The 13,939-nt window shown below is 36.7% G+C and carries 11 protein-coding genes; 3 read left to right on the top strand and 8 right to left on the bottom strand.

What is annotated here, in order from left to right:
- Nucleotides 1–116 precede the first annotated feature (116 nt).
- The 3 genes from abc-f (at nt 117) to RT037_RS13245 (ending at nt 5,391) form a co-directional block, all read left to right on the top strand.
- Nucleotides 117–2,051 (top strand): ribosomal protection-like ABC-F family protein, encoded by a 1,935-nt coding sequence (gene abc-f / locus RT037_RS13255; protein ID WP_313032174.1) that lies wholly within the window; start codon nt 117–119, stop codon nt 2,049–2,051.
- 147 nt (nt 2,052–2,198) lie between these two features.
- Entirely contained in the window at nt 2,199–3,197 is a 999-nt protein-coding gene (locus RT037_RS13250; protein ID WP_313032173.1) for a phosphatase PAP2 family protein, read from the top strand.
- A 55-nt stretch (nt 3,198–3,252) separates the two neighbouring features.
- Nucleotides 3,253–5,391, top strand: coding sequence for a DPP IV N-terminal domain-containing protein (locus RT037_RS13245; RefSeq protein WP_313032172.1), 2,139 nt, complete (start codon nt 3,253–3,255; stop codon nt 5,389–5,391).
- Between the two features lie 219 nt (nt 5,392–5,610).
- Here RT037_RS13245 and RT037_RS13240 read toward each other — a convergent pair whose 3' ends face one another.
- The 8 genes from RT037_RS13240 to RT037_RS13205 all read right to left on the bottom strand — a co-directional run bounded on the left by RT037_RS13240 (nt 5,611) and on the right by RT037_RS13205 (nt 13,769).
- Entirely contained in the window at nt 5,611–7,767 is a 2,157-nt protein-coding gene (locus tag RT037_RS13240; RefSeq protein ID WP_313032171.1) for a M3 family metallopeptidase, read from the bottom strand.
- A 60-nt stretch (nt 7,768–7,827) separates the two neighbouring features.
- Entirely contained in the window at nt 7,828–9,693 is a 1,866-nt protein-coding gene (locus tag RT037_RS13235) for a monovalent cation:proton antiporter-2 (CPA2) family protein (protein ID WP_313032169.1), read from the bottom strand.
- Entirely contained in the window at nt 9,693–10,214 is a 522-nt protein-coding gene (locus RT037_RS13230; protein WP_079666853.1) for an NAD(P)H-dependent oxidoreductase, read from the bottom strand. The genes RT037_RS13235 and RT037_RS13230 overlap by 1 nt, the downstream gene beginning before the upstream one ends.
- A gap of 119 nt (nt 10,215–10,333) precedes the next feature.
- Nucleotides 10,334–11,137, bottom strand: coding sequence for a TPM domain-containing protein (locus RT037_RS13225; RefSeq protein WP_313032166.1), 804 nt, complete (start codon nt 11,135–11,137; stop codon nt 10,334–10,336).
- On the bottom strand, nt 11,118–11,549 hold the full coding sequence (locus RT037_RS13220; protein ID WP_312324760.1) for a TPM domain-containing protein: 432 nt from the start codon (nt 11,547–11,549) through the stop codon (nt 11,118–11,120). The genes RT037_RS13225 and RT037_RS13220 overlap by 20 nt, the downstream gene beginning before the upstream one ends.
- A complete protein-coding gene (locus RT037_RS13215; RefSeq protein WP_079666850.1) occupies nt 11,549–12,145 on the bottom strand; it encodes a LemA family protein in 597 nt (198 codons plus the stop codon). Before RT037_RS13215 ends, RT037_RS13220 begins: the two co-directional genes overlap by 1 nt.
- A gap of 197 nt (nt 12,146–12,342) precedes the next feature.
- Entirely contained in the window at nt 12,343–13,113 is a 771-nt protein-coding gene (mazG, locus tag RT037_RS13210; protein WP_313032175.1) for a nucleoside triphosphate pyrophosphohydrolase, read from the bottom strand.
- Nucleotides 13,114–13,118: 5 nt separating this feature from the next.
- Nucleotides 13,119–13,769, bottom strand: coding sequence for a protein-L-isoaspartate(D-aspartate) O-methyltransferase (locus RT037_RS13205; RefSeq protein ID WP_313032164.1), 651 nt, complete (start codon nt 13,767–13,769; stop codon nt 13,119–13,121).
- Between the last annotated feature and the right edge of the window lie 170 nt (nt 13,770–13,939).

Below are 13,939 nucleotides of genomic sequence, written 5' to 3'. Positions count from 1 at the left end.
TCATAATTCATAATTCATAATTCATAATTCATAATTCATAATTCATAATTCATAAGTAAAACTTCAATTTTCTCTCTCGCTTAAAATCCTTACTTTTGCACCGTAAAATTTAAGACATGGTTTCAGTACAAGGTTTAGGGCTTCATCACTCCGGAAATTATCTTTTTAGAGATGTGAATTTCACTATTAAAAAAGATGACAAAGTCGGATTGGTAGGTAAAAATGGAGCAGGAAAATCTACACTTCTTAAAATACTTTCAAAAGAAATTACTTTTTTTGAAGGCAACGTTGTTACAGAAGGTAATATCACGATTGGTTTTCTAAAACAAGATTTAGATTTTGTAAAAGGTAGAACTGTTTGGAACGAAACCATGCAAGCCTTTGAGCAAATTAATGCTTGGAAGGACGAATTAGAAGAGGTTAACCACCAATTAGCAACCAGAACAGATTACGAAAGCGACGCTTACTCTGACCTTATTCAGAAAATGACAGAGCTAAACGATTTGTTGATGAATCACGATGCCTACAACCTAGAAGGCGATGTAGAAAAGGTTTTATTTGGACTTGGTTTCAAAGCGGATGATTTTCATAAAATCACTGACGAGTTTTCTGGTGGATGGAGAATGCGTATCGAATTGGCGAAGCTTTTACTTCAAAAAAATGATTTAATGCTTCTCGATGAGCCAACCAACCACTTGGATATGGAATCCATTATTTGGTTAGAAAACTTTTTGAAAGATTACAATGGCGCGATTGTTTTGGTAAGTCACGATAAGCAGTTTATGACTGCAGTTTGTAACAGAACTTTTGATGTTAACAACAAAAAAGTGGACGATTACAAAGCCAATTATTCCAAATACTTGGTGATGCGTGAAGAACGTCGCGAGAAGTTATCACAAGCGAAGAAAAACCAAGATGCGGAAATTAAACAGATGGAAGACAACATCAACAAGTTCCGTGCAAGTGCGACCAAAGCTTCTTTTGCGCAATCTTTAATTAAAAAATTAGAAAAAATAGAACGTATCGAAATCGACAACGAGGACGTTTCTAAATTTAATATTCGATTTGTACAATCTGTCGTTCCGGGTAAAGTGGTTTTCGAAGCCGAAAAATTAGGAAAAGCTTACGGTCAAAAACAGATTTTTGATGATGTCGATTTCTTTGTACAACGTGGCGATCGTATCGCTTTGTTGGGACAAAATGGTCAAGGTAAGACGACTTTAGCTAAAATTTTGGCTGGCGAAATTAAAGACTATTCCGGAAATCGGACTTTGGGACACAATGTTAATATTGGTTATTTTGCTCAAAATCAGGAAGAAGTTTTAACACCAGACAAAACGGTTCTTCAGGAGGCGGAAGATTCAGCAACCGAAGAAACGAGACCTAGAGTTCGTGACCTTTTAGGATCTTTCTTGTTTCAAGGGGAAGATGTTACCAAAAAGACGAAAGTCCTTTCGGGTGGAGAACGTAACCGTCTTGCACTTTGTAAGTTGTTGTTGCGTCCTTTCAATACGTTGATTATGGACGAACCTACCAACCACTTGGACATTCAATCTAAAGAAATCATCAAATTATCGCTTCAAAAGTTTGAAGGAACCTTGATTGTTATTTCTCACGACCGTGAATTCTTGCAAGGTCTTTGTGATAAAATCTTTGAATTCCGTGATGGAAAAATGAAGGAATTCTTAGGAAACATCGACGAATATCTAGAGTTCCGTCAAAAAGAAAGTATCCGCGAAATCTCTGCTGAAAAAGCAAAACTTCATGGTGAAGAAGCCAAAGTTGAACAATCAAAAAAAGAAGAAAAACCTGTTGAAAAGGAAGTTTCTACTAATTCTGGTTTTGTAACTAAAGAACAAAAAGCAGTTTTAAATAAGATTAAAAAAGTGGAAGAAAAAATTTCGGAGCTTGAAACCAAGGTTTCGGAATTTGAAGCGCAGTTCACGAAAAGTAATCCTTCGGACGAAACTTTAGAACAATACAACAAGACAAAGGAAAAACTTGATCTTGCGTTGCAAGAATGGGAATATTTGTCAGAACAAACTTCATAAATAGAAATGTTTAGTTCTGTTAGATCTTAAAAATCTTTACCGATAAACATTTTTTTTAACAAATAAAACATAAAATCCTTCAAAAATTTTGAAGGATTTTTTTTGAGTTTAAAATTATAGCTTAAATTCGCAAAAACTAAACTATCCATGACATTCCCCACAAAAAATTTGATTGCAGTAAGCTTTCTTTGTAGCGCTTCATTATTTTCTCAACAAAAAGACAGCTTAGCAATTGATAGCCTAATAACATCCGAAATAAAAACTCAAACCTACAACATATCCGATACCGAAACCATTACTTATAAAAAACCAAAAGTCTGGGATTTGGTTAATAAAATACCAAATAATTTTATTGGGACTGCTACAGATGTTGTCTCGAAAGAGGTCTGCCCTTATTCTTTAGCTTCACTTGGACTGACATTAGCAATGTTACCAGCCGATCCTTGGATTATCCGTAACAGTCGAAGTTTCGGGCAAGATTTAGGTTTATCAGAAGATCATTTTTACAAAGATTTGGGGCCTTTAAAAATTATCCCTGGGAATGTCAATTCCGCATTTTATTTCCTTGGTAATGGGATGACCGTAGTTTTACTTTCTGGTGGAATGTTAACTTACGGATTAATAAAAAATGACTACCGATCATTAAGTACGTCGATGCAATTATTAGAAAGTATTGCTGTTTCAGGACTATTTTCTCAACCAATAAAAAGACTAACAGGGCGCGAAAGTCCTTTTATAACTATTAACGATGGACGCGAACATAGCCATTGGAAATTTGCCCCAAGCTTTAAAGCTTTTCAAAATGACACCTCGCGTTATGACGCGATGCCATCTGGACATTTGATGACTGCAATGTCTGCATTAACCGTACTTACCGAAAATTACCCCGAAAAAAAATGGATAAAGCCAGTAGGTTATTCGTTACTTGGTCTTTTAGCTTTCGAAATGATGCAAAGTAAAGTCCACTGGGCATCCGACTATCCTATTGCCATACTTTTAGGTTATGTTATCGGAAAAAATATTGCTAAATCTAGAATCATTAAAAATGATAAAAACATCGCTAGCAAAACAAAAAAATACAAAGTACAATTAACAGCAGCCCAAGTGTACGAGTATAAAACTGTTGGATTAAGCATAAAATTCTAAAGAAACTAACAAATCAAGATAAATCCGTATTTTTGAGTACTTAAACAATTACTCAATGAAATTTATAAAATACTCACTGGTTGCTTTGACCGTTGGTAGCTTTGCTTTTGCGCAGAATCAAAAACTCACGATGGCAGAAGCGGTTAACGGAATACGAAGCAATCTTGCACCCAAAAGCATTTCACAATTTTCGTGGTCAGATGATGGACAATCTTACATCAATTCTGTAAAAAATGCTTATTTAACAACCGATGTTAAGACTAAAAAACAAGATACGTTAATCTCTTTGTCACAACTTAATCAAAACCTTGGAACCGCAAAACTAAAATCGCTTCCAAGAATTAATTTCGTTGGTCAAAACAAAGCTTATTATGTTAGCGGAAACAAATTAACTTGGTTAACTAAATCTAATAAAACTTGGACAATTGGCGAGTCGATTGCCTTAGGCGAAAACAACGACAACCTTCAACTTTTACAAGACAAAAAAAGTTTAGTTTATACCAAAGACAACAATCTTTTCATCAATCAAAACGGAAAAGAAAGCGCAATAACTAATGACCAAAATAAAGATATCATCAATGGACAATCCGTTCACAGAAACGAATTCGGGATAAAAGGCGGGATTTTCGCAGCACCAAATTCTGAGATGATTGCTTTCTACAGGATGGATCAAAGTATGGTGAAAGATTATCCGATTATCGATTGGTCGGTAACGCCCGCTGTTAACAAGAACATCAAATATCCGATGGCTGGACAAAAGTCGCATGAGGTGACTTTGGGCGTTTACGATGTTAAAAGCAATAAAACCAATTTCCTAAAAATAGATGGCGATAAAGAGCAATATTTAACGGCTATTTCTTGGAGTCCAGATTCTAAATATATTTTCGTGGCGGTGCTTAATCGCGGGCAAAATCACATGAAACTGAATCAATATGACGCAAAAAGCGGAAACTTTATCAAAACTCTTTTTGAAGAAACCAATGACAAATATGTAGAGCCTCAAAATCCAATGCTGTTCTTACCAAATTCTAACACCGATTTTATCTGGCAAAGTCAACGTTCGGGTTACAACCATTTGTTCCATTATAATTTGGAAAAAGGTCTTGTTTCTCAGTTGACAAAAGGCGATTGGTTGGTGACGGAAGTTCTTGGATTTAACGTAAAGCAAAAAGATATCTATTTCATTTCAACTAAAGAAACAGCCTTAGAAAGACACATCTACCGCGTTAACTGGCAGAATCAAAAAATGGAAAGACTAGACAAAGCCGAAGGTATGCACCAAGCGGTTTTATCGAAAGATGGAAGCAAAATCTACGATGTCTACGCCAATGCAACAACGCCACGCGTTGCCAATATTATCCATACCAACAATCTGAAATCCGAAAATATTTTAACTTCAGAAAATCCGCTTAAAAACTACAAGCGTCCTGAAATTAAAAATGTAACGCTAAAAGCCGACGACGGCACAGATCTTTACGGAAAAATAATCCTTCCAACAGACTTCGACCCTAACAAAAAATATCCGACAATTGTCTATTTGTACAATGGTCCGCATTTGCAATTGATCACCAACTCCTTCCCTGCTTCGGGTAATCTTTGGTACGAATATATGGCGCAAAATGGCTACATTATTTTCACGATGGATGGTCGTGGATCGTCTAACAGAGGTCTTAAATTCGAGCAAGCTGTTTTCAGAAACTTGGGCGATACCGAAATGAACGACCAACTAAAAGGCGTTTCTTACCTTAAATCTCTACCTTATGTTGATGCTCAAAATATGGGAATCCACGGCTGGAGTTTTGGCGGTTTTATGACGACTTCCTTTATGTTGAAGCATCCAGAAGTTTTCAAAGCTGGCGTTGCTGGTGGTCCGGTTATCGACTGGAATATGTACGAAATTATGTACACAGAACGTTATATGGACACACCACAAGAAAATCCAGAAGGTTACGCCAAAACCAATCTTTTGGACAAAGTACAAAATCTGAAAGGAAATCTTTTGATGATCCACGGGGCGCAAGACGACGTTGTGGTTTGGCAACATTCCATCGACTTTTTAAAGTCTGCGGTTGACAAAGGCGTGCAGATGGACTATTTCGTTTATCCGGGGCATCAGCATAATGTTATCGGCAAAGATCGTGTCCATTTGATGCAAAAAGTGACCGATTATTTCGATAAACATCTAAAAAAGTAAAACAAAAATCCGTTCTTCATTTTAGGAGAGCGGATTTTTTATTTGGGCGGCATTTCGGGCTATTCAGGGGTTCCGTCTTCAGAAGACTAAACTTTCCCATTCCATTTCTTCAGACCGCTCGCTGCGCTCGCGCCCTTACTATCCCGGCCGCAGATTTCGGATAATAAAAAGCAAGTTAACAACAGTCAACTTGCTTTTATTATTTAAGATTTCTAAAAATCATTTAATAAAACCTCTATTTCTTAACAAAGGTTTGATGTCAGGATTTCTTCCCGTAAACTCTTTAAAAGCTTTATTCAAATCCACCGAATTGCCGACAGACAAAATATATTTACGGAATCTATCACCGTTTTCTCTTGTCAATCCACCATTATCACGAATCCATTCCCAAGCGTCTGCATCCAAAGTTTCAGACCAAATGTAAGCGTAATATCCAGCAGAATATCCGCCTCCCCAGATATGTGCAAAATATGGCGTATGGTATCTCGGCGGAACAGTCCCCAACGTGAAACCATGTTGCAACAAAGACGCTTTTTCAAAATCTAAAGCCGGTTTGAAATCCGAATCTTTAGACACTGTGTGCCAATCCATATCCAAAATCGCTGCAGACACCAATTCCGTGGTCATATAACCTTGGTTAAAAGTCGCTGCTTTTTTAATCTTATCAACCAAAGTCTGCGGAATCGGCTGTTTTGTTTGATAATGAATCGCATAATTTTTAAGAACTACAGGATCCAAAGCCCAATGCTCATTAATCTGAGACGGGAATTCCACAAAGTCTCTCGGCACGTTAGTTCCTGACAAAGACGTATATTTTTGGTTAGCAAAAATCCCATGAATAGAGTGTCCAAACTCATGGAACATCGTTGTCACATCATCATAACTAATCAACGACGCCTTTCCTGGAGCTGGTTTTTGATAGTTATAACAATTCACGATGACAGGTTTGGTCCCCATCATGTGCGACTGCTCGACAAAATTACTCATCCAAGCGCCACCACTTTTAGAATCTCTTGTGTAGAAATCCAAATAATATATCGCCAAAGACTTTCCGTCGTGGTCAAAAACCTCGTAAGTCACAACATCTGGATGATACACCGGAAGATCCGTTCTCTTTTTAAACGTAATACCGTAGAACTTTTCAGCAGCGTAGAACACGCCTTTTTCTAGTACAGTTGTAATTTCAAAATAAGGTTTTATCTCGTTGTCGTCAAGGTCGTACTTCGCTTTTCTAACTTGTTCTGCATAGAAGTTCCAGTCCCAAGGCTCAACTTTGAAACCTCCTTTTTGTTGATTAATCAAATCCTGAATATCATTAGCTTCACGTTTTGCAGTTTCCACCGCAGGTTTCGACAATTGATCCATTAGCTGTTTTGCAGCTTCTGGTGTTTTTGCCATTTGATCTTGCAACTTCCATTCTGCAAAATTTTGTTTCCCCAGAATTTGAGCTTTTTTAAGTCTAAGTTTTGCTAATTTTTCGACTGTATCTCTTGTGTCGTTAGCATCGCCTTTCTCTGCTCTACCCCACGAAGCTTTGAAAAGTTTCTCGCGCGTCGCTCTATTTTTTAGGTTTTGCAACATCGGTTGTTGCGTTGTATTTTGTAAAGCTAAAAGATATTTTCCAGGTTGTCCAGCAGCTTTAGCATCAGCAGCGGCCGCAGAAATTTCGTCTGCAGAAAGGCCATCCAATTCTTTAACATCGGAAATTAAAACACCGCCTTGTTTTCTCGCTTCCAACAATTTGTTAGAAAACTGAGTTGATAATGACGCTAAATCTTGATTAACTTGTTTTAATTCTTCTTTTTTTGCTGCTGAAAGATTAGCACCAGCGATTTCAAAATTCTGCTTATAATATTGTAACAACTTTTTGCTTTCTGGATCTAGACCTTCTTCTTTTATAGATTTTACTTTATTGTAAAGAAATTCGTTTAGATAGATTTTGTCAGAATGAGCCGCAAAAATTGGTGCATATTCTTCATCCAAAGCCTGAATCGTTGGATTGGTATTTGCGCTACTCAAATTATAAAATACAATCTGCGCACGCTTCAAGACTTCACCGCTTTTTTCTAAAGCGACAATGGTGTTCTCAAAAGACGGCACCATACGATTGTTTGCAATCATATTAACCTCTTGCTCTTGCTGTTTTAATCCATAATCGAACGCAGGTTTGAAATCCGAATCTTTAATTTTATCAAACTCTGGTGCTTCATACTGAAGTTTACTTTTGGTCATGAAAGGATTATTTTTCATGGACTCGTCACCAGAAGTATTTTGGTTAGTTGTTGCCACTTCGGTTGTTGAATTTTGTTTCATTGTACTACAAGAAATATTGAAAGCCAAAACAGCCATCAACACGCTAGTTGTTACTTTTTTCATTATAATGATTATTATTGAATATCTAAAGGTAGAAAAAATAATGTGAATGCCGTCCTTTATTTAGACATCATTGGATGTATCAATAGTTTTAGGATCTTCCTCATCATCTTCGCTCCAATAGTTTTCGTCAAAAGATATACTGTCGTAAGCTAACAATTCGGCTTCGCGTTCGAGAGATTCTCGGAGTCCAAAAGATACAATGTCGTTTACTTTTTGTTTGGCAAGTTTCTTTGTTGAAGCTTTATCAAGCAACATAAATCGTTTCCCCATACGACGTGCAGCATAACTTCGCATACCTGTCGCTTTAAGAACATCCACTGCAAGATCAACGGCTGTACCCAGCGTTTCACGATAAATATTATCTACGCCATTATTGATAAAATCGTAAGCGTCTAATCTGTTTTTTGCTCTTACAAAAATTTTCACTTTAGGAAAATTCTCATGAACCCATTCAACAATTAATTTATTTTTTTCGGGATCATCAAGACATAAAATTAACAACGAAGCTTCTTCGATACCAGCTGCTCTCAATAAAGAATTTTTGGTAGCATCGCCGTAATAAACATTAAATCCATTGGATCTAAGCAGTGCTATTCTGTCAGGGTCACTATCCAAAACTGTTGCACGTATACCATTAGCCCTCAACAAACGCCCAACGGTACTTCCAAAATATCCAAAACCGACGATAATTATTTTCCTCTGTGTTATAGGCTCTAATGGCAAAGCGCCTTTATCTTCTTTATTAAATTTATCATCGAGAAAACGTTCTTTAAACATTAATAAAAATGGCGTTATGCACATCGTTATCGCAACAATCGCTAACATTTCGGCGCTTGTTTGTTTATCTATTAAGTACAAACTGGTTGAGAAATTGACCAAAACAAAAGCAAATTCTCCAACTTGCGACAATGCGAAAGCAATGAAGAAACTCTGATTGTTATTCATTTTATAATACTTCGCGATACCAAAAAGTATTAAAGCTTTAACAAACAATACTGCAAAAGCAGTAGAAAAAATAAAAACAGGATCGTTTTTAATAATACTAAAATTAATGGTCGAACCTACGCTTACAAAGAAAACAGCCAATAACAAACCTTTGAATGGATCAATCTGGCTTTCTAACTCATGACGAAACTCACTATTGGCAAGCATAACACCAGCGATAAAAGCACCTAACGCTGGGCTTAATCCTACGGAAATCATCAATTCGGATACGCCAATAACTAGAAATAAAGATGATGCCGTCAATAATTCATTCATCCCAGATTTTGAAACAAATCTTAAAAACGGTACAAAAATATAACGTCCCAAAAGTATTAAAGCGGTTATCCCGACAATCAACGAGAAAGGTTGCAACCAATCTGGTAAATATTGCAGTAATATTTTCTCATGTGAGTTATCTGTATCTAACGGAGAAATAATCGGTAACAACGCCAAAATTGGTATAACCGCAATATCTTGAAATAACAAAATTGAAAACGATGCTTCACCACTTGCTGTCCTGAAAAGATTTTTCTCCTTTAAGGTTTGTAAAACAATTGCTGTCGATGACAATGCAAAACACATCGCAATAACGAAAGCTTTGTTAACACGCCAACCCGCAAAATAAAATATTGCAAATAGAAACAAAATGGACAGCAAGAGTTGACTTAAGCCAAGTCCCAAAATACGTTTCCGAATTGCCCAAAGTTTTTTAGGATCCAGCTCTAATCCTACAAGAAACAACATCATGATAACGCCGAATTCGGTGGCATGCATCACATTATCGGCGGATCGTCCTGTAAGTTTGAGAACAAAAGGACCAATAATTATCCCTCCAAGAATATAACCAATAACCGAACTAAGTCCCAAGCGCTTCACAATAGGAACCATAATAATTGCAGCTCCCAAAAATATTAACGCGATCATTGCAATCGAGCCTTCCATCAGTTATCGAGTATTTTTTTTAATTGGTTTGTAAATGGTTTTATCTCATAGACTTTAAGATCGTCAGCTTGATAAATGTATAATTCGTCTTTCAAAAGCATGTCATTGGACTCAATACTAAGTTTAAGACCAAGCGTCAAATCCGTCAAACCAACCTTATAACGTCCCGTTTTAGAATAACTTTCCTCATTACCGCCAACCGTGACAACAATAGCACATTCTTTTCCTGCTAATGGATTCGGGAAACCTTCATTAAGCCATTTCATATCAAAAACTTCTTCTAGCCAAAGTTTAAGAAGTGGTGGCATACCAAACCAAATCATTGGATAATGAAAAATAATTCTGTCAAAATCTACAATTCTTTTTCGCTCCCGAAATGGCTGAATATGAAAATCTGGATAATCTTCATAAAGATCTCTAAAAACAATATTCGGATTATTTTGGTAGGCTTTTATTAACTCTACATTGGTTGTAGAATGTTCGAAATAAGGATGTGCAAAAAGGACTAAAGTCTTTTTCAAAATTGAGATTTCTGTAAAATTAATTAAATATCAAAAAAAATCCAATCTATCGCTTCGATTTATATAATAAAAAAGCAAGTCCCTATTGAGACTTGCTTGATTTGTATGTTCAAAATTAATTACCAACCGCCGCTGGCACCGCCACCGCCGAAGCTTCCGCCGCCACCAAAGCCGCCAAAACCGCCACCTGATGATCCGCCGCCAAAACCGCCGCCCCCAAAACTACCTGGGAATGGGAAGAATCCGCCACGATATCTTCGACTTCCGCGACGTGACAATATCACATCATCGTCATCGTAATTACCGCCACCCATACCATCGCCACCACCTTTGATGGCGCCGATAAAGATTATTAACAAGACAATTATGAAAAGTATTGTCCCAATATTAACGCCTCCTTCGGGTTGCTTCTTCTTAACAATCGGCTTGAATTTACCTTCAACCGCTTCCATAATCGCATTGGTACCTTGCTCAATACCTTTGTACCATTCGCCATTTTTGAAAGCTGGCGTTACCAGATAATCCAAAATTTGTCCTGCGACAGACGCCGTCAAATATTGCTCGACTGCACGACCTTGTTGGATAGACATGGTGTGATCTTCGGTCGCTATCAAAAAGACAACGCCATTGTCAACACCTTTTTTCCCTATGCCCCATTTTTCGCCATAACGTGCCGCCAAAAAATTAACATCTTCTCCGCCTGTTGTTGGTAAGATTATGACTTCAATTTCAGTTGATGTAGAATCTGCGAATTTTATTAGTTTTTGATTAAGTCTATCTTTCTCTTGTTGACTCAAAAGATTCGCTTGATCGTAAACAGGATATAGAATTTTCGGTTTTTCTGGAATAGTTTGCGCTGCTAAATTCCCGATGAAACTTAGTAAAACAACAACAATCAGAAAGCTACGAGAAACTAATCTCATTAGGTAATTCATTTTTATTTTCTCCTTTTATAGGGAAATATTTTTTTAACTCGTGTCCAGTTTTAAGAATAGCATTTTGGAGCGCTTCGCAATATTTACTATTTGCAAAGCCTGTTGTTATCTCGTCATGCAATTGATCCCAAAAAGCTTGTCTCACCTTACGATGAATACCTTCGTCACCGATAATGGTTAAATATTTTTGTTCAAAATTAACATGAAACAAAACAGCATTTCGCTCCCTTGTTTGATCCATGTTAAGTGACCTGAAAACATCCCAAGCCACTTTCGCATTATGATCAAGCGTTGTCGAGTCTATATGCACCCTAATCTCTCCAGAAGTTAAATCTTCCGCAGTCTGGATTGTATCAACCAACGTGGCTATTTCTTTATCTGTTAAAAAAGATGTATACATTATTTGAAAACTTCTGGCGCTTTTTCTGCACCTGCTTCAGCTTTGAAGTAAGGTTTATCTTTAAAGTTTGTAAAATTAGCTACAACATTATTCGGGAATTTTTGGATCGCCGTATTGTATTCTCTAGCAGCATCGTTGTAATTAACAGTTTCCATACGGATGCTATTTTCGATAGCTGTATATTCTCTTTGGAAATTGATATATTGTTGATCCGCTTTTAAATCAGGATATTTTTCAACAACCATCATTAATTTTCCTAAAGCACCGGAAAGTTGTCCTTGTGCCGCTTGGAATTTTGCCATATCTGCTTCCGTCATATTAGTCGGATCGATATTAACAGACGTCGCTTTAGCTCGCGCTTCCACAACTTGCGTTAGAGTTTCTTGCTCAAATTTTGAATAAGATTTTACTGCTCTTTCAAGATTTGGGATAAGGTTAGCTCTTTTTTGATAAACAGTCTCTACGTTTGACCATTTAGATTCTACAACATTTTTTTGAGTCACAAAATTGTTGCGAACACCAACGCCCCACATCAATGCAATACCTGCAATAACAACAAGGGCGATTACTAGGACTAGACAGCCTTTTCCTTTCATAGTTTATGTATTTTTTATTTGTTACTAAATCAAAGATAGATATTTCTCTTTATAAAATTTAAAATTTTGTTTAATAAATGAAAATTCCAATATGCGAAGACGTTGTCGAATTCACTTTTAGTTTAAACAAAAAAATCCGAATTCTATATTTTGATTCGGATTTTATATCTTATTTAAAACAATAATTTTAATTAAACTTAGACTTCAAATGTTTTTGCTTCTTCCCACAATTCATCCATTTTTTCTAAACTTAAATCTGCTAAAACCAAATTTTTATTTCTAGCTAAATCTTCCATTTTTTGGAATCGAGAAATAAATTTAATATTAGTTCTTTCTAGAGCTGAATCAGGATTAAGTCCCGAAATTCTGGCATAATTTATCAACGAAAAGAAAACATCGCCAAGCTCTTTCTCTTTTTTGTCAATTTCAGTTTCAGCATGGAATTCACTCAGTTCCTCCTCTACTTTTCCCCACGCATCATCCGCACTATCAAACTCAAAACCGATACCTTTCACTTTATCCTGAATTCGATAAGCTTTTATCAAAGCGGGTAAAGATTTGGGAACACCAGAAAGGATGGATTTGTTACCTTCTTTAAGTTTTAACTTTTCCCAATTTTGCTTGACCGTGTCTTCATCTTCCGCAACTGCATCGCCGTAAATATGGGGATGACGGAAAATCAGCTTTTCATTTAACGAATTGATAACATCCGCAATATCAAAACTTTCCTTTTCGGAACCTATTTTAGAATAAAAAACCAAATGCAGAAGAACGTCGCCTAATTCTTTTTTTATTTCCTGTAAATCTTCACTCAAAAGCGCATCCGATAATTCGTAAGTTTCTTCCAAAGTCAAATGACGAAGTGTCTCGAAAGTTTGCTTTTGATCCCATGGACATTTCTCACGAAGATCATCCATAATATCGAGCAAACGCCCGAAAGCTTCCATTTTTTCTTGCTTTGTATTCATCATTTTCAGTGGTTTTTATCCTGCAACATTGGGACAAATTTATAAATCCCGAATTCTTCTTTTTCGATTTCTTTTTGCGAAATTTTTGTAAATCGACACAACATTTGTTGATCGGTTGGACCTAACGGAATCACCATTTTTCCACCAACTTTCAATTGGCGCAAAAGTTCGGTTGGTAATTGTTCTGCACCGCAAGTCACGATAATTTTATCAAAAGGAGCAAAACTTGGAAGTCCAGCAAAACCGTCACCAAAACTCTGAAACTTTGGTCTCAACATCAATTCTCGGAACATTCTTGTGGAAAATTCGTAAAGGCTTTTTTGGCGTTCAATAGTGTAAACTTGAGCATCCATCTTCATCAAAACTGCAGTTTGATAACCGCAACCCGTTCCGATTTCTAAAACTTTTTCACCTTGTTTTAGCTCTAACAATTCGGACTGTTCTGCAACTGTCGACGGATGCGAAATCGTTTGTCCAGCGGCAATCGGAAACGCGCGATCTTCGTAAGCATAATCTTCGAAAACGCTTTCTATGAAAAGATGTCGCGGTACCTCATTCATCGCATTAAGAACCAGCGCATCGCTAATCCCCAAACCGCGCTGAAGATAATCCACCAACTGCCGACGTTTTCCCCGATGTACAAAAGAATCTCTCATCTACGCAAAATTAAAAGAATGAAATCGCATTTCAAAATTTTAGTAATTAGTTTTTGGTTGTTGGTTGACAGTTGACAGTTCTTGGTTCTTGGTTCTTGGTTCTTGGCTTAAGATTAAAATAATTCATAATTCATAATTCATAATTCATAATTCATAATTCATAATTCATA

It is taken from the genome of Soonwooa sp. (assembly GCF_032062245.1).
Lineage (GTDB): Bacteria > Bacteroidota > Bacteroidia > Flavobacteriales > Weeksellaceae > Soonwooa.
This window is presented reverse-complemented; position numbering and strand designations above follow the sequence as displayed.